Origin of the sequence: Aeromonas sp. 601027, assembly GCF_049174455.1 — a bacterium.
In the GTDB taxonomy this organism is placed as follows: Bacteria; Pseudomonadota; Gammaproteobacteria; order Enterobacterales; family Aeromonadaceae; genus Aeromonas; species Aeromonas veronii_A.
Genome location: NZ_JAAKTN010000019.1, coordinates 1 through 22,792, shown reverse-complemented (window position 1 = coordinate 22,792; position 22,792 = coordinate 1). Strand labels below are relative to the sequence as shown.

The 22,792-nt window shown below is 60.5% G+C and carries 18 protein-coding genes and 2 tRNA genes; 9 read left to right on the top strand and 11 right to left on the bottom strand.

The features are described from left to right. Nucleotides 1-89: 89 nt before the first annotated feature. From nrfD to G5193_RS20250, 8 genes are all read right to left on the bottom strand, one after another. Entirely contained in the window at nucleotides 90-1,043 is a 954-nt protein-coding gene (nrfD, locus tag G5193_RS20285; RefSeq protein ID WP_421207114.1) for a cytochrome c nitrite reductase subunit NrfD, read from the bottom strand. Between the two features lie 87 nt (nucleotides 1,044-1,130). Next, the gene (nrfC, locus tag G5193_RS20280) at nucleotides 1,131-1,811 is read right to left on the bottom strand and encodes a cytochrome c nitrite reductase Fe-S protein (protein WP_421207112.1); all 681 of its coding nucleotides are present in this window, start codon (nucleotides 1,809-1,811) and stop codon (nucleotides 1,131-1,133) included. Continuing rightward, entirely contained in the window at nucleotides 1,808-2,407 is a 600-nt protein-coding gene (gene nrfB, locus G5193_RS20275) for a cytochrome c nitrite reductase pentaheme subunit (protein WP_144713442.1), read from the bottom strand. Before nrfB ends, nrfC begins: the two co-directional genes overlap by 4 nt. A 51-nt stretch (nucleotides 2,408-2,458) precedes the next feature. Next, nucleotides 2,459-3,904, bottom strand: coding sequence for an ammonia-forming nitrite reductase cytochrome c552 subunit (nrfA, locus tag G5193_RS20270; protein ID WP_421207110.1), 1,446 nt, complete (start codon nucleotides 3,902-3,904; stop codon nucleotides 2,459-2,461). Between the two features lie 624 nt (nucleotides 3,905-4,528). Then, on the bottom strand, nucleotides 4,529-5,731 hold the full coding sequence (gene glpC / locus G5193_RS20265; protein WP_421207108.1) for an anaerobic glycerol-3-phosphate dehydrogenase subunit GlpC: 1,203 nt from the start codon (nucleotides 5,729-5,731) through the stop codon (nucleotides 4,529-4,531). A 51-nt stretch (nucleotides 5,732-5,782) separates the two neighbouring features. Further along, a complete protein-coding gene (glpB, locus tag G5193_RS20260) occupies nucleotides 5,783-7,048 on the bottom strand; it encodes a glycerol-3-phosphate dehydrogenase subunit GlpB (RefSeq protein WP_159143803.1) in 1,266 nt (421 codons plus the stop codon). After that, the gene (glpA, locus tag G5193_RS20255; protein ID WP_150389008.1) at nucleotides 7,038-8,711 is read right to left on the bottom strand and encodes an anaerobic glycerol-3-phosphate dehydrogenase subunit A; all 1,674 of its coding nucleotides are present in this window, start codon (nucleotides 8,709-8,711) and stop codon (nucleotides 7,038-7,040) included. The genes glpB and glpA overlap by 11 nt, the downstream gene beginning before the upstream one ends. A 242-nt stretch (nucleotides 8,712-8,953) precedes the next feature. Beyond that, nucleotides 8,954-9,409: a YchJ family protein gene (locus tag G5193_RS20250; protein ID WP_421207105.1), complete on the bottom strand. Its 456-nt coding sequence runs from the start codon at nucleotides 9,407-9,409 to the stop codon at nucleotides 8,954-8,956. 123 nt (nucleotides 9,410-9,532) lie between these two features. Here G5193_RS20250 and G5193_RS20245 point away from each other — a divergent pair, with 123 nt between their 5' ends. From G5193_RS20245 to G5193_RS20230, 4 genes are all read left to right on the top strand, one after another. Continuing rightward, complete coding sequence (locus G5193_RS20245) at nucleotides 9,533-11,200, top strand: methyl-accepting chemotaxis protein (RefSeq protein WP_421173108.1); 1,668 nt, start codon at nucleotides 9,533-9,535, stop codon at nucleotides 11,198-11,200. A gap of 130 nt (nucleotides 11,201-11,330) precedes the next feature. Then, the gene (locus G5193_RS20240) at nucleotides 11,331-12,542 is read left to right on the top strand and encodes an ROK family transcriptional regulator (protein WP_164536668.1); all 1,212 of its coding nucleotides are present in this window, start codon (nucleotides 11,331-11,333) and stop codon (nucleotides 12,540-12,542) included. 185 nt (nucleotides 12,543-12,727) lie between these two features. Beyond that, nucleotides 12,728-13,495 carry a tRNA-uridine aminocarboxypropyltransferase gene (locus G5193_RS20235; protein ID WP_164536669.1) on the top strand — a complete coding sequence of 256 codons (768 nt, stop codon included), beginning with the start codon at nucleotides 12,728-12,730 and terminating at the stop codon, nucleotides 13,493-13,495. A gap of 189 nt (nucleotides 13,496-13,684) precedes the next feature. After that, entirely contained in the window at nucleotides 13,685-14,461 is a 777-nt protein-coding gene (locus G5193_RS20230) for a TSUP family transporter (protein ID WP_005333472.1), read from the top strand. A 76-nt stretch (nucleotides 14,462-14,537) separates the two neighbouring features. Here G5193_RS20230 and G5193_RS20225 read toward each other — a convergent pair whose 3' ends face one another. After that, entirely contained in the window at nucleotides 14,538-15,404 is an 867-nt protein-coding gene (locus tag G5193_RS20225; RefSeq protein ID WP_421207103.1) for a LysR family transcriptional regulator, read from the bottom strand. Nucleotides 15,405-15,473: 69 nt separating this feature from the next. Beyond that, nucleotides 15,474-16,391: a DMT family transporter gene (locus G5193_RS20220; RefSeq protein ID WP_421207101.1), complete on the bottom strand. Its 918-nt coding sequence runs from the start codon at nucleotides 16,389-16,391 to the stop codon at nucleotides 15,474-15,476. Nucleotides 16,392-16,559: 168 nt separating this feature from the next. On the opposite strand from G5193_RS20220, the gene G5193_RS20215 reads away from it, so the two are divergent. The 3 genes from G5193_RS20215 (at nucleotide 16,560) to G5193_RS20205 (ending at nucleotide 20,226) form a co-directional block, all read left to right on the top strand. Continuing rightward, entirely contained in the window at nucleotides 16,560-17,438 is an 879-nt protein-coding gene (locus G5193_RS20215) for a helix-turn-helix domain-containing protein (protein WP_421207099.1), read from the top strand. Between the two features lie 262 nt (nucleotides 17,439-17,700). Continuing rightward, nucleotides 17,701-19,338 carry an ATP-dependent endonuclease gene (locus G5193_RS20210; RefSeq protein ID WP_216953487.1) on the top strand — a complete coding sequence of 546 codons (1,638 nt, stop codon included), beginning with the start codon at nucleotides 17,701-17,703 and terminating at the stop codon, nucleotides 19,336-19,338. A gap of 168 nt (nucleotides 19,339-19,506) precedes the next feature. Continuing rightward, nucleotides 19,507-20,226, top strand: a complete 720-nt coding sequence (locus G5193_RS20205; protein ID WP_151285685.1) for a hypothetical protein — start codon at nucleotides 19,507-19,509, stop codon at nucleotides 20,224-20,226. A gap of 67 nt (nucleotides 20,227-20,293) precedes the next feature. Here G5193_RS20205 and glgX read toward each other — a convergent pair whose 3' ends face one another. Next, on the bottom strand, nucleotides 20,294-22,357 hold the full coding sequence (glgX, locus tag G5193_RS20200; RefSeq protein ID WP_151285686.1) for a glycogen debranching protein GlgX: 2,064 nt from the start codon (nucleotides 22,355-22,357) through the stop codon (nucleotides 20,294-20,296). Between the two features lie 196 nt (nucleotides 22,358-22,553). On the opposite strand from glgX, the gene G5193_RS20195 reads away from it, so the two are divergent. Then, a tRNA-Met gene (locus G5193_RS20195) sits at nucleotides 22,554-22,630 on the top strand. 87 nt (nucleotides 22,631-22,717) lie between these two features. Next, nucleotides 22,718-22,791: transfer RNA gene (locus tag G5193_RS20190), tRNA-Met, on the top strand. The last annotated feature ends 1 nt before the right edge of the window (nucleotide 22,792 follow it).

Sequence of the window (22,792 nt, the reverse complement as noted above, 5' to 3'; positions counted from 1 at the left end):
CAACGGGTGTGGCATCACCAGAAATTCATTGGGCCAGCAACAAACCAGCGCCAGTCACCCGAAGGTGGCTGGCGCCGGTGAGTATACCGTTACACGACCGTCATCTGGCCGGCATAAAGCACGAAGTAGCGCAGCAGCAGGATCCCCACCAGGGTCAGGCTGCAGACCAGCACCAGATGGCCGTTTCGCTCCCGCAGCGGCGCCGGGGTCAGCAGGGCCAGCAGCTGGGGCAGCAGCATGCCGAGCCCCACCACCCCGAGCCAGAACACCTGAGCCCAGAAGCCGCTGCCGATGGCGGCCCACATCGCCACCTCTTTCTGGCCACCACCGAAGTAGAGGCCGGTAAAGAAGCAGACCAGCAGCAACACCTCCACCGCCAGCACCGGCCGCTCGAAGCGATGCACGAAGCTCACCCCCTGGCTGTGATGGTTCTCCTTGAAGAGCGTCACCGCCAGCAAGATGGTGGAGGCGATACCTGAGCTGATGCCCGAGACCAGAAACAGCACTGGCAGCACCGGGTTGTTCAAGAGCGGATAGGTCTTGAGCGCCGAGAGCAGAAAGCCGGTGTAGGCCCCCAGCAGCACGGCAAGCAGCAGCAAGAGCGGCGCCAGCAGCCGCTCGATGCGGGCAAGCCAGCCAATCAGCCCATCCACAAAAGCGAACTTCTCTTTCAGCAACCGGCTGCGCAGGGTCTCGATCTCGGAGCGAAACACCACCGCCAGCCAGGCGAACAGCACCGCCATATAGAGCTGAAACAGCATGACCCCCATCGACATCACTGAGTCGAACTGGTAGTGGAACATCAGCTTCCAGAAGGTCCAGGGGCGGGCGAGATGGAAGATAAGGATCAGCAGCCCCAATATCACGCTCGCTGGCGCCAGAATGGCGGTCGCCTTGATGATGCCACTCTCGCTGCCTGCCCCCTTGCGGCGCAGCAGCACCGAGAGGGTGGTGGCCCCCGCGGAGATGCCGAGCAGAAAGAGATAGATGGCTATGGGCCAGTCCCAGACAAGGGAAGGGAAGTGAAATGCGTCATGCAACATGATCCATTCCTCCCTCTGTCACAGCAGTAGATGGCGATCGGGCAAATCCCCAGACAAGAGAGGGGAAGTGAAATGCCGCTTGCATGGTCATGACGTTATCTCCCCTTTGGGCACGCGGTACATCTTGGGCGAGGTGCCGAGTGCCTGCTTGTAGCGATAGGTGGTCTCTTTCACCAGCCGTTGGGCAATGGGGCTGTCCGGATCATCCAGATTACCGAACACCAGCGCCTTGGTGGGGCAGGATTCCACGCACGCTGGCTCCTTGCCCGCCGCCAGGTTGGTCTTGCGGCAAAAGTCGCACTTGTCTGCCACTCGGGTCACAGGGTTGATAAAGCGTACCTGATAGGGGCAGGCGGCGAGGCAATACATGCAACCGACGCAGAGATCCGCGTCGACATCGACGATGCCATCCTCCTTGCGGATATGGGAAGCGCCGGTCGGGCAGACATGCACGCAGGGGGCGTTGTCGCAGTGCTGGCAGGACTTGCGAAAGAAGCGGTACTCGGCGTCGGGATATTCACCGACCGGGCCTGAGCGGATGATCTCGAGGCGCGAGACCCCTTGTGGCACCTGATTCACCTCCCGGCAGGCATCCATGCAGGCGGTGCAGCCGATGCAGGCCGTCTCATCGTAGATCATGCCATAGCGGATCCCGTCGATGGTCTGGCTGTGGGCGAGGGGGGTAGCAAGGGCGCGAGTCGGCCCCGTCATCATGATAAGGGCCCCCGCGCCCATGCCCGCCATAAAGTCACGGCGAGAGCAGCTCATGAGGCCTCCTTGCCGGTAGCCGGTTTGGGCTGCTCCTGCCGGGCCTTGCTGGCCTCATGCTGCTTGCTGTGGCAGTCGACGCAGAGCTTGATGCGGGATTTTTCCGGGATCGCCACCATGGGCTCCTTGGCCGGATGCAACTGGTGACAGCTGGTGCAGGTGAGCTTGGTGGCGTGCACGTCGTGGGCCCAGAGCGCCTCGCGCAGCTCTTTAGGCTCGTGGCAGCTCATGCAGACTCCATTCTGCTCGCTGATGGGATAAAGCTTGATGCTCTCTTTATCCTTCAGGCTGTGGCTGAAGCGCATCACATCCTTGACCCCTTCCCGATGCTGAGGGGAGGGCTGACCGTGGCAGTTGGTGCAGGTGACAGGTGCCAGGTTGTTGGGATTGGTCGCCTGACCATGCTTGCCGTGCATTCCCTCGCTCTGCTCCTTGTGACAGTCGGTGCAGGCCTTGTCGGGATTGCGTAAAAATTCCACCTCATGTGTAGCTGGTACAGGGGCTGCTGCCGACTCGGCCGCCTGACCCTGCAGGCTGGTGAGCAGCATGGCTGCCATCAGCATCAGTCGTAAAAAATCCATCGTTAAATCACCCATAGGAAGCCTCCATCCGCTGCGGGCCTGGTCTGGCCGGGCCCGCAGGCGCCGTTACTGTGCCAGCCGTCCGGCCGCTTTGGCCTCGGCATCCCAGGCGGGGACCGTGGTCTTGAGGAACTGGGCCTTGTCGCTGTTGAACTGCTTCATATCCATGCCAAGGGCGGCTTGCGCTTTCTCCTTGGTGGAGATGTCGGGGATGGCGATCTCATGGCTGATCCCCTTGCTGGCCAACAGGCGTGCCAGCTTGGTGCGGGCGTCAGCGGCTTTATCCAGCGCGCTGCCAAGTACCTTGAGGGCCACTTCGGGGGCGTGCATCTGCACCCCGTGGGAGGCGATGGCGTAGTCCCAGCGCCACTGGGCGTGACGGATGTCCTGCAGAATATACTTCATCTCTGCCTCGGTGGCGCCGGCATCCCAGGCCGCCTTGGCTTCAAAGTGGGCGTGTACCAGCTGCTTCTCGACCTTCAGCTTGGTCTCGATCACCGCCTCTTTGCGCTGCTTGACGATCCCTTGCAGCATCTCCTTGCTCTGGGTGTGGCAGTTGCGGCAGGTCTGCTCGAAACGATCGAAGGGGTTGCCCACCTTGTGATCGGTGTAGACCTTGCCCTGCTCGTTCTGCACCTTGGGCATGTGGCAGTCGACGCAGGCGACGTTGTTCTGGCCGTGAATGCCGGCGCGCCAGGTTTCGTACTCGGGGTGCTGGGCTTTCAGCATGGGGGTTTTGGAGAGGGCATGAGTCCAGTCGGCAAAGCCGATTTCATCGTAATAGGCCTCCATCTGCTCCACAGTGGTGCCCTTGTCCCAGGGGAATTTGACCGCCTTAGTGGGGCCGCTGAAGTAGTACTCCACGTGGCACTGGCCGCACACCTGGGACTGCTGATCAAAGCGCCCCTGATCCTTGAACGGCTTGCCGATGGCGGTCATGGCCCGATCGGCATAGGGACGGGAGAGGTGCAGGGCAGGTTTGCCCTCCTTGAACTCCTTCGAGGCGGTGTCGTGGCAGTCGGCGCAGCCGATGGTGTTGACTACTTCCGGCCCGCCCTTGGCCCACATCCCCTTGAAGTAGCCATCCTCACCCTTCTCGTCGATGACGCGGGCCACATCCGGGCCTTTGCAGCTCCAGCAGGCCATCGGCAGCGGGCCATCTTCGGCTGTCTTGGGGGCGCCGGTGCGCAGGGTTTCCCGCACGTCGGTCAGGGCATAGAAGTGACCGCGTGGCTTGTTGTAATCCTTGGCGAAGGGGTAACCGCCCCACAGCACCACCATGTTGGGATCTTCCGCCAGCGCATCGGTGCGTTCCTTGCTTTCGCTGGTGGCTTGCCAGCTGGTGAACTGATCGGCGTGATCCTTGGCGAACAGCTCGCTGCGCGCCTCGATCTTGCCTTTGGGTTGCGTGTCATCGGCTGCCTGTGCCCAGCCGCTGGTGCCAAGGCTGGTAGTCAGCAGCAGGGCGGCGAGGCCCAGCTTGATCTGTCTGTTGCGTGAACTCACGATCATCACTCCCTAATCGATCTCATTGCCAGACCTGACAGTTCCATCCTGGATGTGGGCATTGGTTCGCCCCCGCCAAGCAGGAGCAGGCAGGCCGCTTCATTGTTATTAGTGAATAAAACCCATGTTTTTATGCGATTGCTCGAGTTGGATATTACCAAATGGGTAAAAAGAATGATGATTTATCAGAGGGGGGCTTGCGCTAGATCAATTACCGAGAGCACCAACAGACAGAAATGAGATCCCGGTTAAATTATTAAGAAAGTCAGAATATTGGAAGTGTAATGAGTCTCTGTGGCGGGACGGAGCGACACCTGAGGTATGCCTGTGTTATTTGGCAAGGCATGCAGGGTTATCTGTCATATCAATTATCTATTTATGGGTATAAAAATAATAAATGAATAAATATTCTTTTTTTGAGAGGGCTGTCGGTTACAGTCTGTACGGGCCGGGCGTTCCGCCGATGGGCGAGATGGTCGGCAACATCAATGAGAGAAGCCGGCAATGCCGGCTCCTCTCAGGTCTTATCGTGATCAGATACTGTTTGGGTTGCAGCCCCAAAGGCATGGTGGTGAACCAACGAATACCCCGGCTTCGGGGTTTACACCAGCGGATATGGTCACGCTCATCTTATGCCAGAGCCCGGGCCAGCAGATGAATGGGATGCTCGCAGCGGAAGCTGGTGCTCATCTCGATCTGCCATTTGCAGGTCTCGCAATCGGTGATCACCAGATCGGGGGAGAGGCGGTTGATTTGATCAAATAGCCCCTCGCCGATGGTCTGGCTGGTCTGGTAGTTCTCCGACTTGAAGCCGTAGGTGCCGGCGATACCACAACACTGGGACTCCAGCACCGTCACCTTGACCCCGGGAATGGCGCGCAGCAATTCGAGGGTGTAGATGACGCCCCCCATCTTCTCCATGTGGCAGGGGGTGTGGTAGGCGATGTGCAGATTGAGCGGCTTCATCGCTGGTTTGTTGCCCTTGTAGAACTCGTTCCACAGGAAGCGGGTCACCAGCGAGATGCGATCCCGTACCTTGTGGTTGTCCTGCTCCAGCAGGTGGGGGTATTCATCGCGCAGGGTAAAGCCGCAGGTGGAGGAGGTGGCCAGCAGCGGCATCTCGTTGCCCAGCAGGGAGTTCTCCATCTGCTTGATATTGAAGGCCGCCTGCTGCTTGGCCTTGTCCATGAAGCCGTTGGCAATGAGCGGCACGCCACAGCACTTCTCCCGCTCCAGCAACTGCACACCGATGTTCATGGCGTTGAACACCTGTACCAGCTCCTTGCCAAGCTGCGGGTGGTTGTAGTTGACATAGCAGCCGTGGAAATAGGCTATTTGGCGCTCATAACGGGCCTGCGCTTCTTTTTGCTTCTTGTACCAGCCGCGGAAGGTGCCCTGGGAGTATTTGGGCAGATCGCGGTGGGATGAGACCCCCAGCGCCTTGTCCAGCACCAGTTTCATCGGCTTGAGGCCGGTGGTGAAGTTGACCACCGGCGCCATCAGGGTAGACATGCTGCCCATCAGATCGGTGTGGGAGAGCACGAACTCGCGGATCCCCGGTGTGAAACCGCTGTACTGATGCTTGGCCTTGGCGATGATGTCGCCGATGCGCACTCCGCTCGGGCAGGCTACTTCGCAGCGTTTGCAGTTGGTGCAGTGCTTGAGGGCGCTATCGAACAGCTCGGGGCTCTTGATGCGCAGCCGCTCGCCATCCGGGCCCGCCTGTTTCGGGCCGGGGTAGGCGGGGTTGGCCTTGGCCACCGGGCAGTAGGCGGTACAGACGGTGCATTTGATGCACTGATCGAAAGTTTGGTTGGCGTGATCCAGTAGCATGTCAGTTCTCCTCCCGTAGGGTGTGAAGGCACGGGATATGGGACAAATAAATCATTGGGCGGCGCCCAGAATATGGCCGGCGGCCTGCCAGCCGGTGGCAACGGCGACACCTGAACCTGACCCCTCCTTGATGGGGTCATAGTGAGCCAGCACGCTGCCGGCGCCGTAGAGGTTGGCGAGCGGCTTGCCGCCACGCAGCACACGCAGCTTGTCGTCGGTCTTGACTCCGAAACCCATAAAGGGGTGGTGGTCGAACAGGCGACGACCGGCCCAGGCGTCGCGCTCCTCCAGACTCAGCACATCGGCATCGAAGATGGGTTCGCGAATGCCGCGCAGACGGGACTCCAGACCGCGGCTAAAGAAGCTGCCGGAGGCGAGCACGAAGTTGTCCGCTTCAAACAGCTGATCATCGCCATTCTGGGTGTGTACGCCGACCACCCGATCCCCCTCGTAACGGGCGCCCAGCACCCGCTCGCTGGTGAGGAAAGTGCCGCCAAGGGCCATGAAGCGGCGCTTGAGCGCCTCCTGCATCCGCATCCCGATCAGCGACGGCGGCATGGTCGCCACCTCCTTGATGGTGCAGCCGGTACGTTGCTCCAGCTCCGCCAGACGCGGGCCAACCAGCCCCAGCGACAGGCAGGCGGGCAGCACGATATGGCGGCAGTCGGGCACGCCACTCTCCTGCACCATGCGGCTGATCTCGCTGGCCAAATCGGCCACCAGATGGTGCTTGTCACACAGGCGCGCGATGTCGGCAGAGCGAAACTCATGGGGATTGCGGCTGAATTCGGCCAGCTGGGGCAGGCGGATCTCGCCAGTCAGAATGCGGCAGTGGGCGAAGCGCGGATGGGTCGCCAGATTGGCCGCCGCCAGTGCCGGATGAAAGTCGCGAAAGCCTTCGAGAGTGGCCAGCAGCAGTACGTCCGGGATCGGCGCATCGGTGACGCAGGCACAGGTATCGGGGGAGAGCCAGGTGCGCTTGAGGGTACCGATGGGAGTCAGGCGCTGGTGATTGGTGTCGTGGCGAACCAGCGGCAATCCCTGCTCGGCGCAGTGGCGCTGCAGATCGGCCAGACTCGCTTCGATATTTTGCATCCCCACCTTGCTGTAGGGGTGATCCGGATGGGCTGCCATAAAGGCAGGCAGCGCAGCGCGGGGATCCCCCTCGCTTTCGAGCAGATCGACCGAGCCGGAGGAGAAGTGCAGGGCACTCTGGCCGGAGGCCATCAGCAGGGTCTTCTGGCCCGCCTCCACCAGCCGCAGGGCAGCCGAGAGTCCCGCCATGCCACCGCCGATAACGATATTGTCAAACTTCATGACGGCTCTCCTTGTGAGTGGTCTCGCTGGTTGGGTCGCGTGGGGTATCGGCGACCAGCTGTGGCGCCGTCCATTCCCCCAGGCCAAACAGCCCTTCGTAGATCCAGTAGGTGAATTCGGCCTCGCGCAAGGCATCGCCCCACAGGACGGGGCGGGTTCCCTTGTAACGCTCCTCGAGGAACTGGCGCAGCATGACGCAGGCCTGGCGACCGTCGGCCTTGCCGTACTCCTGCATCAGTCCGGCGGCGCGGTAGGCGCAGAGCTCCCCCTGACAGGGGCCCATGCCCAGACGGGTGCGGCGGCGCAGATCGATGAGGTTGTCCACATCGAGCTCGCGCAGGGCGTATTCGATTTCGCCCGCGGTGACCATTTCGCACTCGCAGATAAGGGCGTTGGCCTTGGGATTGTCACGGAAGAAGGCGATGACCCGCTCGCCGTGGCGGTATTGGGCGGAGCCTTCGACCGGCACCGAGAGACCGGGGGCGGAGACCTTCTCCGGATCCCGCGAGCCGGGCAGGCTCAGTTCGGCGGTCTGGCAGGGTTTGCTGTTACCGAGTTTCTTGGCCAGCAGATCGGTGGCCCACTCCGCCATCAGGCGGTAGGTCATCAGCTTGCCGCCGGTGATGGTGTTGAACCCCTTGAGACCATCGCGCTCGGCGTGATCCAGCAGCACGATACCGCGACTGATGTTGCGGCCGGTGTCGTCACCGTCCACCGCTACCAGCGGGCGCACCCCGGCGTAGGCGCGCAGCAGGCGGGTGCGGGCCATGATGGGAGCAAGCTTGATACCTTCGCGCAGCAACACTTCGACCTCTTCGGGTTCGACGGTGAGCTGGTCAATCTTGTTGTAATCGATGCGACTGGAGGTGGTGCCGATGAGGGAGATGGTGTCGCCCGGCACCAGAATGTCCGCATCCGCCGGTTTGCGGGCGCGGTTGAGCACCAACTGGTTGATGCGGTAATCCATGATGAGCAGGGAGCCCTTGGCCGGGAACATGCGGATGCCGAGATCGGCATATTCGCAAATTTGCTGGCCCCAGATGCCAGCGGCGTTGATCACCTCCTGACACTCCACCTCGAACGCTTCGCCGGTGCGGGTGTTGATCGCCTTGACCCCGTGTACCCGATCCTGCGTGCGCAAGAGCCCCAGCACCTTGCTGTGGGTGAAGATGCGGGCGCCGTGCTCTTTAGCGTCCAACACGTTGGCAGCGGCGAGGCGGAACGGGTCGACCGTGCCGTCCGGCACATGGATGGCGCCGATCATCGCCGGGTTGGCGTTGGGCTCCATGCGCAGGGCTTCACCGGGATCGAGCTGGCGGGTTTCGATACCGGCCAGGGCGCAGGCATCCATAAAGGTGGTTTGGAAATTGATGTCATCTTCCGGCAGGGTGAGGAAGAGGCCGCCCGTGTCTTCGACACAGTGGCTGGCAATCCGCTTGAGGATGCGGTTTTCCTGGATGCATTCGCGGGCGGACTCCTGATCCGTCACCGCGTAGCGGGCACCGGAGTGGAGCAGGCCGTGGTTGCGGCCGGTGGTGCCGGCGGCGATATCATCGCGCTCGAGCAGGATGCAGTCGATGCCGCGCAGTGCGCAATCGCGCATGATACCGGCCCCTGTGGCACCGCCGCCTATGATGACGACTTGTGTAGTTATTCTTTTCATTGTTGCCCGTCTCATCTCTTCCAGATGAGGCCAGTGTGGCCTACTTCTGAGTGGAAATGTTTGATATGGGCCAAATTTGCGCTCGCAAACGCTCATTTGCTCGCGCGTTAATGAGCATTATGTGACATTTGTCACGCTTGTTATCGCATCGGTTTGTGGGCTGCTGGCGAATAACAGACACAAAAAAGGGGCATCGGATGCCCCTTGTCACTGTTTGACGAGTCTGGTGGGTGTGTTATGGGTCAGCCGCAGCACTTCTTGTGTTTTTTTCCGCTGCCACAGGGGCAGGGATCGTTGCGTCCCGCCTTGAGGGGCGCCGGATCCAGCTCTCCCTCGGTGTAGACCCAGCGCCCCTGATAACGCACGAAGCGGGAGCGCTCATGGAGGCAGTGGCGCTCATCCCCCTCCAGAAACCAGGCTTTGAACTCCACCATTCCGGTTTCATCCTCCGGGCCGCCCTGGCTGGCGATGATCTCGAGACCGTCCCAGCGGGTGTCGATGCGAGAGAGCTCTTTGGCGGTGAGGCCGCCAAGGTGGGCCGGGTGCCAGCTATAGACCAGATACTCCCCCAGACCAAGCACAAAAGCACTGTAGCGCGAGCGCATCAGCTGCTCCGGAGTGTCAGCCACCGCGCCACTGTGACGTAAGCCACAGCACAATTCGAGTGAAAGGGTTGAGCCGCAAGGACAAAGATTCATGATTTTCAGGTTCTGGCCGATTTGTTTAAGGGAATTGTAACGAAAGCTGGGCTCGCCCTGCCAGCACCTATACTGATGGGTAAGCAAGGAATTCCAATAAAAACAGCTGCAAGGATGTGAAAGATGACGCTAAAACAGAAAATCCTGTTATTGGGTGCAGTACCCGTGCTGCTGATGGCCCTGGTGGTCAATCTCAGTAACTACATGGTCTCCAAGAGCGACCTGGAGTCTGAGCTGGTGGTGGCGAGGGAGAATGCCATCAAGGAGCGTAAAGCGCTGCTCAGCAGTTACATCATGATGGCCAAAACCGCCGTCGATGCCGTTTATGCACAGCCGGATTCTCCGGAAAATCGTCAGAAGGTCAAAGAGCTGCTCAGGCCGTTGCGTTACGGCAGCGATGGCTATTTCTTTGTCTATGACTTCGAGGGCAACACTATATTGCTGCCTACCCGTGCCGAGCTGGAGGGAAAAAATCGCTGGAACGACAAGGATGCCAAGGGCAAGTTGCTGATCCAGGACATTATCAAGGTGGCCCGTCAGGGGGATGGCTTTGCCGAGTACTGGACGGCCAAACCTTCCATTGGTCGTGATGCTCCCAAGCTCGCCTACAACATTGCGCTCGACAAATACCAGTGGGTTATCGGTACCGGTTTCTATATCGATGACATCGACAACGAGCTGGCGGCCCTGCGCGCCGAGCGCGAAAGCAATATGCACGAGTCGCTGCAGAGCAGTGTGCTGGTGATCTTGCTGATCCTGGGTGTCACCCTGGCGGCGACCGTGATCGTGGGGAATCGGGTTACCAAGCCGCTGGCTGATGCCGTGCTGGCATTGAACGATATTGCCAATGGTGACGGGGATCTCACCCAGCGCCTCAAGGTGCAGAGCGACGATGAGATTGGCCAGCTGGCCAGCGCCTTCAACCGCTTTGTCGAGCGGATCCAGTCGGTGGTGAGTCAGGTTGGCGAGACCAGTAACCATCTCTTCACCGCTGTTGACAAGCTGCACCATCTGAGCGAGCACTATGACCAGCAGATGCATGGCCATAGCCGGGAAACCGATCAGGTGGTGACTGCGGTGACCGAGATGAGCTCCACTGCCCAGGAGGTGGCGGCCAGTGCTTCCAATGCCGCGACGGCAACCAGCGATGCGGCCCGTGAATCGGACGCCGCCCGGGGGGTGGTGAGCGGGGCCATCAACAGTATCAACCGGCTGGTGGGGGAGGTGCATACCGCCTCCGGCGTCATCGCACAGTTGGCCCAAGAGACCGCCAAGATTGGCTCGGTGGTGGAGGTCATTCGCGGCATTGCCGAGCAGACTAACCTGTTGGCGCTGAATGCCGCTATCGAGGCGGCCCGTGCCGGTGAGCAGGGTCGCGGCTTTGCGGTGGTGGCGGATGAAGTGCGTTCGCTGGCCGGTCGTACCCAACAGAGCACCAAAGAGATCAATGAGATGCTCCAGCGCTTGCAAGGGGGGGTGAAGCAGGCGGTGGATGTGATGCAGGCGAGCGAGGATCGCAGTCAGGAGACGGTGCAGGAGGCAAGCCATATTGCCAGCTCCCTCGACAGCATGGTGATGGCGGTCAGTACCATCAACGATATGAATATCCAGATCGCTACCGCCGCCGAAGAGCAGCATGCGGTGTCGGAGGAGATCAACAAGAACCTGGTAGCGATCCAGCAGATCGTCAGCGAGCTGACCGACGCAGCCATGGAGTCCAACAGCACCACCCGCGATCTGGCCAATACCGGTGACAAATTGCGCAAACTGGTCTCCCAGTTCCGTTATTGAGCCCGACCATCTCGGTGATATTCACTCAACAATGCGGTCTGAACCTCGGTTCAGACCGCGCTTTATTTGGGGATCGAGCAATAATGTGTGAAAATCGGTGGCCCCAGTTTCAGCCCTTAATCCATACCCTATGAATGAGATCGTGAAAGGCAGTATCGATTTGATCCGTCAGCTCAACTATGGCCTGGTCTATGCCAGTCTGGAGGAGCACAAGGAGCTGTCGCGCACCGATCTCTCCCGCCTGACCGGCCTCTCGCCTGCCAGCATCACCAAGATCACTCGTGAACTGCTCGATGGTGGTCTGGTGGTGACCTGTGGCGAAAGTTCGGTGGGGCGCGGTCGTCGTCAGACCCTGCTGCGCATCAACGAGCGCCGCTTCCAGTTTCTCTCCATGCGTCTTGGTCGTGGTTACGTGGATATGGCGCTGTTCGACTTTTCAGGCCGCTCCCTGGCCCGCCATCGCCATCTCTTTACCGAGCTTGAGCGTAACGACCTGCTGGGCAGCTTAGTACATGCGATCCAGGGGTTCTTGCCGAGAAAGTCCCTCAATCTGGCCTGTATCGCTCTCTGTCTACCCGGACAGGTAGAGCGTCACTCCGGTATGGTCAAACATTTCCCCTTCTATGATCTGCGCAACTGGCCGCTTGGGCCGACCTTGCAGGAGGTGTTCTCGGTACCTGTGCTGGTGAGTGGTGATGTGCGCACCTGGATCCAGGCAGAGCGGGAGTGGGGGGCCGCCAAAAATTGCGCCGATGCGGTGCTGGTGTTTGTCCACAACGACATCGGGGTTGGCATGGTGGTCAATGGCCAGCTCATCGAGAGCGAGAATGCGCTGCTCGGGGATCTCAGCCACCTGCAGCTCGAGCCCTATGGCCAGCGCTGCTACTGCGGCGGCTTTGGTTGTGCCTGCACCCTGGTGACCAATCAGGCGCTGGAGGCGCAATACCGGGATCTGCGCGAACGGATGCAGGAGCACGACTTGCCCGAGAGCGTCACCATCCGCGAGCTGTGCGAGCTGGCGCTGGCGGGCAACGGCCTCTGTCAGGATATTCTCCATCAGGCGGCGGGCCGCCTCTCCAAGGTACTCTCCAATCTCATCTGCCTGCTCAATCCGGGCAAGCTGCTGCTGGGGGGCGAGATCACTCGTGCCGATCGGCTGCTGTTCCCCATGCTGCACCAGTCGCTGGCCAGCCAGTTACCCGCCGAATATCTGGTGCGGCTGCAGATTGAATCGACCCACTTCTACGAAGATCCCACCAAGCCCACTTCGGTGCAGGTTCACAAGGCACTGCGCGATGGCAGCCTGTTGCTGGAGCTGCTGCGCAGCTGTCAGGAGTCGTAAGGCAATGAAGGCAATAGGAGTTGGCACTGTGTCTGGCGAAAGGGGCAGGGATTGCTGTTCCGCCAGCGCGTAACTCGGTACAATATTGCGCTTTTCCGGCAGACCCCCCTGTTTTCGGGCGCTTATAGCGCCGAGACATGTTGGCACCGTCGCCGTTCCTGTTTTGACTCCAGTTGTGAACCTAGATGAAGCCTGTTCCTGATCACGCCGTCAACCGCCTGCGGGCCTGGCGCAAGAGTATCTCTACCCGACCGTTTCTTGCCCGTGGCGGCACCCTGGTTCGCTGTCCGGCCTGTCAGCTGCGCGAGGATTGGTGTGCCTGCGAGTGGCGCCCCGAGCTCAAAGCAGAGGCCGGTTTCTGCCTGCTGATGTATGACAGCGAGCCGATGAAGCCCTCCAACACCGGTCGCCTGATCGCCGATGTGTTGCCGGATACCACTTGGGCGTTTCTCTGGTCACGTACCCAGCCCCATCCCGAGTTGCTGGCCCTGCTGGCCGATCCTGCCTGGCAGCCCTATGTGGTCTTTCCCGCTTGCGAGAAGGAGCCTGCCCGCCTGACCGGCGAGGTGACGCTGGCACCGGGCAAGAAGCCGCTATTTATCCTGCTCGACGGCACCTGGCCGGAGGCGCGCAAGATGTTCAACAAGAGCCCCTATCTGGACGGTTTTCCGGTGCTGGCCATCAAACCCGATACGCTCTCCACCTACGGTATGCGGGTGGCCAACTGCGATGAGCACCTCTGCACCGCCGAGGTAGCGGCCTGCGTGCTGGAAGTGGCCGGGGAGCTCAGGGCCGGGCAGGCACTGCAGTACTGGTTCAACTTGTTCAGCAGCCGCTACATGGCCGGTCGGGTCAGCCGCTTCCCCGGTGATGACGAGGCGCCGCTGCTGGCGGCCCTGACCGCCATCAAGGGATCGGAAGCGGAGTCACCGGCGCCACAAAGCGCCGCCTGAGCCGAGGGCAGGGGCGCGAGAGCCTAAATTAGTGAAAATCAGGAATCAATTGGCTGCCACTGTTTCGTTAGATTCATGGACTTTGGCCCGTTAGGATAACCGGCAGTCAGTGTAGCCCCTCTGCCCGGCGTGTTTATTCTCCCCCCGGTTGCCCCTGTGTCGGGCAACCCACTCTCGTGAGGTCTATGGATGGAATTGGAACTGGTTACCCTGTTTGCCCTGTTCGGTGTAGCGCTTGTCGCTGGCTTTATCGATGCCATCGCCGGTGGCGGCGGCCTGTTGACGGTGCCTGCTCTGCTGGCCACCGGCATGCCGCCGGCGCTGGTACTCGGCACCAACAAGCTGCAGAGCAGTTTTGGCTCCTTCTCCGCCACCTGGTTCTATGCCCGCAAGGGGCTGCTGGAGTGGGCGATGATCTGGCCTGCGGTGATCTGCACCTTTATCGGTGCGGCTATCGGCACGCTGGCGGTGCAGACCATAGATGCCGCCATTCTCGAGCGCCTGCTCCCTTTCCTGCTGATGGCTTTTGCCTGCTACTTCTACTTCTCGCCGCGGGTAAGCGATGCCGAGAGCTCTCGCCGTCTGACTCCCATGCTGTTTGCGTTGCTGGTGGGTGGCGGTGTCGGCTTTTATGACGGCTTCTTCGGGCCGGGCACAGGTTCGTTTTTTGCCATCGGTTTCGTGGCGCTGGCGGGCTTTGGCATGGCGCGCGCCACCGCCCATACCAAGCTGCTCAACTTCACCTCGAATATCGCCTCCCTGCTGTTCTTTGCGCTCGGTGGCAAGGTGGTGTGGAGTGTCGGTTTTTGCATGGCGCTGGGGCAGTTCATCGGCGCCCGCTTTGGCTCCAAGATGGTGCTGAAAAAAGGGGTGAAGCTGATCAAGCCGCTGTTGGTGACCGTCTCCTTGCTGATGTCTGCCAAGCTGGTGTGGAGCCAGTATCCCGAGCTGTTTGCCTGGATCTGATGTGCGCCTTGCTTGCCGCATCGAAATTGTTAACGGGGCCCTTGGGCCCCGTTGTCATATCTGTTGTTTTACAGCGCTAGCGCGGTATGTCGCTGCAGTGGCGAAAGTGTTGGTGCAGGGCGCTCACCAGCCTGGCGATCCGCTCTCGTTTTAGGCTGTTTGGTCGGTAGACCAGATGCAGGGGGCGGCCCAGCCCGGGCAGTGGGCGGGCCATCTCCCCCTGCTCTCCCACCAGCCCCAGAAGGCCTGCGGGGAGCAGCACAGGGCCAATACCTGCCTTGGCGAGTTCGATGAGCGCAAGATAGGAGTCGAGCTCCATGGCGGGCTCCAGCCCCAAATCAGCCAACGGTTCGCGCAGGTAGCGATTGGAGGGGTTCTCCAGATCCATGGTGAGGATTTTGCGCCTGCTTTCTGAGCTGGCTGGCGGCAGGCTCTGCTGCGTCTCGTCCACCAGATAGAAGGGCTCCTCAAGCAGCAGATCGGCGCCGAGGCCATGGCCGGGAGGGAGCCGACCGGCGCAGATGCCGAGCAGGGCATCACCGCTGCGCACCCGCGCCAGAATGACCGGCGTGTGGTGGGTGGAGAGGGCAAGGTGGGGATCGCGCTCCAGATAGTCGCGCATAAAGTGGGCGAGATAACCCGCCAGCAGGGTTTCGGAGCAGGCGATGGGGAGGGGGCTGTGATCCGCCAGATCCTGACTATCGGCCAGCACCCCCTTCATCTCTGCCAGACTCGGGGCCACTCGCTCAAGCAGCTCCTTGGCCTGCGGGGTGAGCCGGATCTGGCGCCCCTCCGGCTCGATCAGCGTCTTGCCAAGGCGCAGCTCCAGCTGGGCAATCCGCTTGCTCACTGCCGACTGGCTGATATAGAGGCGACTGGCCACCTTGGCCATGGTCCCTTCACTTGCCAGCAGGCTCAGCGTCTCCAGCCCTTCCAGTAACATCTCGCCCCCTTGTTTATCGCCATCAGGATCGTCACAGATTGATCCGCGCTACCTTAGGGGCTGACTGGCTCAGGAGCAAGGGTCGTTTGCTGCCTTGGCCGGTCGAATGCGCCATTCGCTGAGGGGCGGCGCGAAGATCACCAGATTGCCGATGAGGCTCACCACCACTCCGGCTACCGAGACCGGCAGCCAGACAAAGCCTTCGTAGAAGGTGGAGAGGGTAAGCGCCACCAGCGGAAAGAGCACGGTGGCGTAGGAGGCCTTGCTGGCACCGATGCGACCAACCAGGGTCAGGTAGGCGGTAAAAGCGATCACCGAGCCAAACAGGGCGAGATAGACCATGGCCGCCAGATAGTGGCCATCGGTCGGCACCACCAGTTGCTGTCCGAGCAATGTGACCCAGCCCAGCAACAGCACCACGCCGTAAACCATGCCCCAGGGCACCAGTTGCAGTACGTGGTAGCCGTGGCGCTGCCCCCGTGCCGAGACCAGATTGCCTAGCGAAAAGCAGAGGGTGCCGCCGCAGGCGAGCAGCAGCCCCTTCCAGCCGTTTGTACCCAGTTGCGCATTTGCCAGCACCGGCCAGAACAGTAACAGGGTGCCAAAGAGCCCCAGCAAGGAGCCTTGCAGCCAGCGCAGGGTGGGGCGCTTGCGCTCGAACAGCCAGAGGTTGAGGCCGTTGAAGATGCTGGCACTGGCGAAGATCACCGCCGACATGCCGCTCGGGATGTAACGGGTGGCGTGGTAGAAGCAGAGAAAGTTGGTGGAAAAGATCAGGGCTCCGAGCAACGCGGCGTAACGCTGGCCGTGCAAGGGGAGGCGTGGAAAGCGGCCGCTGGCGGTGAGCAGGGCAAACAGTGCCACCGCAGCCAGCAGGAAGCGGTAGAGCACCGACACCTCGATGGGGATGGGGCCAAGTTGCCAGGCGATGGCAATCCAGGTGCTGCCCCAGATAAGCACGGTGGCAAGATAGAGCATCAGGTTCATCACTGTTCCGGTGAGTCAGGGAGAGATGACCCACTATGGGGCAAGCCCTGATGGCTGGATTGCACCATCTTGCGGTTTTTCATCGCCCTGCGCTGTCATCTGCGGGCGCGGTCGGTAAGATGGGTGGCAGCGACATAACACTTACACCGGAACAGGCGGCAGGGGCGAATGAAAACAGCAGGGGTATTTGATGCTCTGGTCAGCACCGGCGCCCGGCTGGACGACGCTTGCTGGCTCGAACCCGGGCTTGGCGTCGCCAGTTGGCGCAACTGCTATGACCAGACCCGCTATCACAAGCCGGGCCACCACACCCTGAGCGTCTATCTGCAAGGAGGCGAGCAGACCGAGCGACTCGATGGGCCGGGTGGCCACGGCGGCACCGGCAAGGTGTGCATCATGCCGGATCACCACAGATCCGAGTGGCTGGTGCGCGAAGAGTTTCGCTTCTTTCATCTCTACTTCACCCCGACTCACCTCACCCGTATCGCCGAGGAGGTGTGTGACAAGGAGGGGCGCCACCTGCAACTGGTGGACAAGACTTTCATCGATGATCCGCAGGCGGCCGGACTGGTGCAGCGCCAGTTGATGCAGCTTCAGTGGCAGCAAGGGGTCGATCGGTTGGCACTCTCCCACGGCGCCTGGATGTTGATCCTCCACGCCTATCGCCACCACACCGAGGAGGCTCCCGGTCTGCCGCCTCTGCGCGGCGGGCTGGCGCCCGTGGTGATCAAGCGGGTGCAGGAGTATCTGCAGGCCCATCTGGCCGATTCGGTCACGCTGGCAGAGCTGGCCCAGCAGGCGGGGCTGAGCGAGTATCACTTTGCCCGCATGTTCGGCCAGAGTCTCGGCTGCCCGCCCCACCGTTACCTGCTGGGGCTGCGGCTCAAACGGGCCAAGCAGCTGTTGACTGGCCCCGAGCCGCTGGCCAGCATCGCCAGTCAGTGTGGCTTCTCTTCGCAGGCCCATTTCGGTAATCGTTTTCGCGAGGCGTTTGGTTTGACGCCGGGGCAGTGGCGGGCGCAATTGTCATCTTCCCGTCACAGATAAGCCTGAGACTTTGGGCAAAAGAGGTGTACTCTCTACCACTTATCCATTGAAAGGAATGCCCATTGAATTATCGCAAACGTCAAATCCGTACCCGTCACCTTTGGTTCAGCCACTGGAATGCCCCGCAAGATCGCACCGCTGTCGTCACCCCTCCCGAACCTGCAGTGCCTCACAGTTCACGTTGAAAAAGCCCGGCTGCCGATAGGATTTTCCAGTTAACTTTGCCACTATTGCTCAATCTGAGTGACGTGGACATTGCAGGATGTTTCTGGAACGTATTGAAGTAAAAGGTTTTCGCGGTATAAATCGTCTTTCGCTCGGGTTGGATCACACCACAGTGCTGATTGGCGAGAATACCTGGGGCAAGTCGAGCCTGTTGCGCGCGCTCTGGTGTCTGCTGGGGCAAAATGCCGAGCCCTATCAGTTCACCGCCGATGATTTTCACCAACCGGAAGATCCCGAGCTGGCCCCTTCGCGTCATCTGCAACTGGTGCTCACCTTCAGTGAGCACAGGCCACAAATGTGCCAGCATTCTCGCCGTCTGGCTCGTCTTGGCGCCTCCTGGGTGCTGCACAAGGACAAGTTTCATCGCATCCACTATCGTGCCAGTGCCGAGCTGCAAGCTGATGGCTCTGTGCTCACCATTCACGACTTTCTCGACGGGGTGGGCAAGAGCCTGCCTATTGCCAATACTAACGAACTGGTTAGCCTGCTGATCACCATGAACCCGGTGTTCCGGCTGCGGGACGCTCGCAGTGCCCGCAACGGGGTGGAAACCCTGCAGTGGGGAGATCTCTCGGAGCACAGACTCAGTGAACTGGCGGACAAGCTGATCGATGAGCCCCAGCGCATCGGGGAGCCGGAGTTGAAGGAGGCGCTGCAAGCAGTGCGCCAGCTGATGGATCACTATTTCAACGCTCTGGCCCCCATCAAGAACAAACCGCGCAGCCAGCGTGACATCATCAATCGTCCCATGACGTTGCGCAATCCTGGCAACCTGCACACCCTGCTGCGCCATGCCGATAACCGCACCCTGCAACTGGCGATGGCCGGGATGGCGGCGACCCTGCTGCAGGCGCGAGGCAATCGCGAGCTGGAGGAGGGGGCCCGTCCCATCATGATCCTAGAGGATCCTGAGAGCCGGCTGCACCCGACCATGCTGGCGCTGGCGTGGGGGCTGCTGGAACAACTGCCGGGCCAGAAGCTGCTCACCACCAACTCGGGAGATCTGCTCTCTTCCCTGCCGCTCAACCAGGTGCGACGACTGGTGCGCCGTCAGCAGGATATCCTCTGTCACCAGCTGGGGGGCGAGCGTTACAGCAGCGACGATCTGCGCAAGATCGCCTTCCACGTGCGGATCAACCGCCCCATGTCGCTGTTTGCCCGTTGCTGGCTGCTGGTGGAGGGGGAGACCGAGATCTGGCTGCTCTCCGAGCTGGCCCAGATCTGTGGTTACAGTTTGCGGGCCGAAGGGGTGCGGATTATCGAGTTTGCCCAGTGCGGCCAGTCACCGCTGATCAAGGTGGCGCGGGATTTTGGTATCGAGTGGCACCTGTTGACCGATGGCGACGAGGCGGGGCTCAAGTATGCTGCTTCGGCCCGGGGCCAACTCAAAGGGGAGCGGGAACGGGATCGGTTGACTCAGTTGCCAGCCTCTGACATTGAACATTACCTCTATCACAATGGTTTTGAAGCCGTGTTCCGGCGGGAAGCAGGGGTGGGCGGACGAGCCATGTGGAGTGCCAGTCATATCATCAATAAGGCGATTCATCACCGCAGCAAGCCGGGGATGGCACTGGCGGTGGTGGAAGAAGCCGAGCGGCTTGGTGCCGAGCATATTCCTCCCGTGCTGCGTCAGATGTTTGCGCGGGTAGTGGCACTGGCTCGCGGTCAGGTGTGAAGTCGGTGTGATAATGGGCCTGTCGGCTGCATCATGACCTTCGGGGCATCTGCTCATTTTTTGCCGGTCTGTTTGTCGTGATTGGGGATAGCCGCAGGTTTGGGTATACTCGCCCACTCTTCTCTGGCGCCCCGGTGGCGCTCCCGAATTCTTGCTGCTGGAGGCGTAATGTTCGTCCAACTCCCACTTTGGCTCTTTCCCCTTACCGGCTTGATGGCACTTGGTGCCCTCATTGCCCTCGGTATCGTGTTATGGCGCGGTGATATCTGCCCCGGCCAGCGCTCACGCATCACTCAGCAGCTCTTCTCCATCTGGGTCATTACCGCGCTCTCCTTGATGCTGGCGGTAGAGGCCAAGGCGGCCAGTTGGCTGATCTGGAGTGGTGGTGCCGCACTGGTGCTCGGGGTCGGCTTGTCGCTGGCCCAGTCACGGCTGGAGGGCAAGCGTGCAGTCCCCTCAACGCTGCTCTGGCTACCGGCGTTGCCACTCGCTGTTTATGGCTTCGGGCTGCTGCAGCTGCAGGGCTGGGTGAGCGGTTTATTGCAGATGGTGATGCTGGGAGCGGCCTTTGCTCACCTGATGCTGTTGCGAGCCCGTCACCGCCTCAAGGCGTTTAATACTCTTCTGCCGCTGGCTGCGCTGGCGGGCGCCATGGCCAGCCTTATCTGGCTGGCCGTGCTGGTGGGCTGGCAAGGGGCTGAAGCCAATCTCGATGATCTGATCCCGGCGGTGGTGACACAGGCTGCCTTGTTGGTGGCTTCCCTGCTGCTCTGGTTCAGCCCGCTCTACTTGCAGCGTGATACCGCGCCTGTGGTGGTTTCCACTTCCCTGTGTGGCCTGCTTATCGCCCAGATCGCCGCTACCAGCGTGCTGTACCAGCTGATCTGACACTGGTACTGAAAAGAGCAAGCCCCGAGCCAAGGCCCGGGGCTTTTTCATATCTGACTCTCGAGAATCAATAGAAGTCATCGGCCCCGCAGATAAACAGGCAACTGCTGCGTGGCTGGGCCAGATACTCTCTGGTCAACCCTTCCAGTGGCATGCCGAAAGTGCAGATATCTTGCGGTGAGGGGAGGGCGGTATCGAGGATCCGCCGCCAGTAGCCGCCAACTCCCTTGGGGGGGCTCGGCAGGTTGAAGGTGAGGGGCTCCCAGTAGGCGTTAAACAGTACGTAAAGGGCCAGTCGGGTTTCGCTTGACAGGGCCGACATGGCGATGGCATGGGAGTGGGGACTGAAGTCTGGCTGCATGGCATTGACTCCGTGCCAGCAGATCTCGCTGTGCCGCAGGATTTCGGTGAGCGACAGTGGCATGCTCTCCTGCTCCGGGCGCTGGAACAGATGTTTGCGATATTGGATCAGCTCCTTCATGAAGCGGAACATCTCCTGGCTGCGGGGAGTTGGTTGCCAATCCATCCAGCAGGTCGCGTTGTCCTGACAGTAACCGTTGTTGTTGCCGTGCTGGGTGCGCAGCAGTTCATCCCCCATCAACAGCATCGGGGATCCCACCGATAACAGGGTTGCCACCATCATGTTCTTGGCTTGGCGCGTGCGCAGGGCATTGATCTGGGGATCGTCCGTTACCCCTTCATGGCCGTGGTTCCAGCTGAAGTTGTGATCACAGCCATCACGGTTCTGCTCGCCATTGGCCTCGTTATGCTTGTTGTTGTAGCTGGCCCAGTCCCACAGGGTAAAGCCGTCGTGGCAGGTGACGAAATTGATGCTCTTCTCGGGATCTGCATGGTGATAGTGATAGATATCGGGGCTACCGCACAACCGTTCGACAAAGGCGGTGACGCTGTTGTCATCCCCGCGCAGAAACCGGCGTACGTCGTCCCTGAACTGGCCGTTCCACTCACGCCAGCGGGCGCCGGCCAGTGATCCCACCTGATAGAGCCCCCCTGCATCCCAGGCCTCGGCGATCAGCTTGATATCGGCGATCTTGGGATCGGTATCTATGGTGCGCAGGGTCGGGGCATTGGCCTGTGGCTGGCCCGATTCATCCCGCGACAAAATGGCAGCCAGATCAAACCGGAAGCCATCGACGTGCATCTCCTGGCGCCAGAAGTGCAGGCTGTCCATGATCATCCGCAGTACCACCGGGTGTGCGCCGTTGAAGGTGTTGCCACAGCCCGAGTAGTTAGTGTCCTTCTGGTTGTTGTCGAGGATGTAGTAGGCCTCGTTGTCGATGCCGCGAAACGAGAAGGTGGGGCCATCATCTCCCCCCTCGGCGGTGTGGTTGTAGACCACATCCAGGATCACCTCGATATTGGCCCTGTGCAACGCCTTGACCATATCGCGAAATTCGGTCAGCGGATCATCGCCACAGGCGTACTGGGCATGGGGGGCGAAAAAGGACATGGGGCTGTATCCCCAGTAGTTGGATAGCCCCCTGGGAGCATCCTGAGGGTCGAACTGAAACACCGGCAGCAGTTCAACGGCGGTGACCCCGAGAGATTGCAGATAGGGGATCTTCTCAATCAATCCAAGATAGGTGCCCCGCAATGCAGGATCAACCCCGGAGCTCGGGGAGTTGGTAAACCCCCCCAGATGGAGTTCGTAAATCACCGAGCGGGAGAGAGAGTGAGCAGGCAGTTTGTCTCCTTCCCAGTTGTAGTGGCGGGTATCGACTACCCGATTTTTGGCGCAGCAAGCCATATTGCTGCCGGGGCGTGCAGCCGCCCATCGGTCATAGTTGGGGCCCAGTTCAATACTGCGCCCATAGGGATCGAGCAGAACCTTGTCACCATCAAAGCGGGTGCCACAATAGGGACGCCATGGTCCCTGGATACGGTAGGCGTAGCGTTGCCCGATGGGGAGTCCTTCAATATGGATATGCCAGTAGTAGGCAGTTCGGTTGAAACGGGGGGAGAGGGGAATTACCTCGGGACTATCATCTTCGGCACTGGAGAAAAGCAGCAGCTCTACCCGGCTGGCCAAGCGGGCCCAGATGGCGAAGTTGACGCCGCGGTTGTCGGGTGTCGCCCCCAACTGACGGCAGTGACCGGCGGAGATGCGCATATCATACCTACCCAAAATGAGGAGTGTTCATCTCACTGAGTGTAGTGCCTGGTATGTGGCTTTGACTCTATTGCCTGAAAAAACAGCATGATGCTGCTAATGTCCTCACTCTCTGTCTGATTAATCTACGAATAAACTTTTTTTGAGATATTTACTTGCAATCTGTGCGCTGGCGCCTATTATTGGCGACCTCAGACGCGGGGTGGAGCAGCTCGGTAGCTCGTCGGGCTCATAACCCGAAGGTCGTCGGTTCAAATCCGGCCCCCGCAACCAACTTTTCGTCAGCCTGCGATTGTGTAAACAGTCGAAAGCAGACAAACGCCATCAAGCTACTGCTCGGCTTGAGGGTGACAATTCGGACGCGGGGTGGAGCAGCTCGGTAGCTCGTCGGGCTCATAACCCGAAGGTCGTCGGTTCAAATCCGGCCCCCGCAAC

What these genes read in the sequence shown, in the direction of transcription:
- G5193_RS20240 (WP_164536668.1), top strand. Translation starts at nt 11,331, where the DNA reads ATGAATGAGATCGTGAAAGGCAGTATCGATTTGATCCGTCAGCTCAAC.
- glpA (WP_150389008.1), bottom strand. Translation starts at nt 8,711, where the DNA reads ATGAAAAGAATAACTACACAAGTCGTCATCATAGGCGGCGGTGCCACA.
- G5193_RS20220 (WP_421207101.1), bottom strand. Translation starts at nt 16,391, where the DNA reads ATGAACCTGATGCTCTATCTTGCCACCGTGCTTATCTGGGGCAGCACC.
- G5193_RS20215 (WP_421207099.1), top strand. Translation starts at nt 16,560, where the DNA reads ATGAAAACAGCAGGGGTATTTGATGCTCTGGTCAGCACCGGCGCCCGG.
- G5193_RS20250 (WP_421207105.1), bottom strand. Translation starts at nt 9,409, where the DNA reads ATGAATCTTTGTCCTTGCGGCTCAACCCTTTCACTCGAATTGTGCTGT.
- nrfC (WP_421207112.1), bottom strand. Translation starts at nt 1,811, where the DNA reads ATGAGCTGCTCTCGCCGTGACTTTATGGCGGGCATGGGCGCGGGGGCC.
- nrfA (WP_421207110.1), bottom strand. Translation starts at nt 3,904, where the DNA reads ATGATCGTGAGTTCACGCAACAGACAGATCAAGCTGGGCCTCGCCGCC.
- glpB (WP_159143803.1), bottom strand. Translation starts at nt 7,048, where the DNA reads ATGAAGTTTGACAATATCGTTATCGGCGGTGGCATGGCGGGACTCTCG.
- G5193_RS20235 (WP_164536669.1), top strand. Translation starts at nt 12,728, where the DNA reads ATGAAGCCTGTTCCTGATCACGCCGTCAACCGCCTGCGGGCCTGGCGC.
- glpC (WP_421207108.1), bottom strand. Translation starts at nt 5,731, where the DNA reads ATGCTACTGGATCACGCCAACCAAACTTTCGATCAGTGCATCAAATGC.
- G5193_RS20230 (WP_005333472.1), top strand. Translation starts at nt 13,685, where the DNA reads ATGGAATTGGAACTGGTTACCCTGTTTGCCCTGTTCGGTGTAGCGCTT.
- glgX (WP_151285686.1), bottom strand. Translation starts at nt 22,357, where the DNA reads ATGCGCATCTCCGCCGGTCACTGCCGTCAGTTGGGGGCGACACCCGAC.
- nrfB (WP_144713442.1), bottom strand. Translation starts at nt 2,407, where the DNA reads ATGGGTGATTTAACGATGGATTTTTTACGACTGATGCTGATGGCAGCC.
- G5193_RS20245 (WP_421173108.1), top strand. Translation starts at nt 9,533, where the DNA reads ATGACGCTAAAACAGAAAATCCTGTTATTGGGTGCAGTACCCGTGCTG.
- G5193_RS20225 (WP_421207103.1), bottom strand. Translation starts at nt 15,404, where the DNA reads ATGTTACTGGAAGGGCTGGAGACGCTGAGCCTGCTGGCAAGTGAAGGG.
- nrfD (WP_421207114.1), bottom strand. Translation starts at nt 1,043, where the DNA reads ATGTTGCATGACGCATTTCACTTCCCTTCCCTTGTCTGGGACTGGCCC.
- G5193_RS20210 (WP_216953487.1), top strand. Translation starts at nt 17,701, where the DNA reads ATGTTTCTGGAACGTATTGAAGTAAAAGGTTTTCGCGGTATAAATCGT.
- G5193_RS20205 (WP_151285685.1), top strand. Translation starts at nt 19,507, where the DNA reads ATGTTCGTCCAACTCCCACTTTGGCTCTTTCCCCTTACCGGCTTGATG.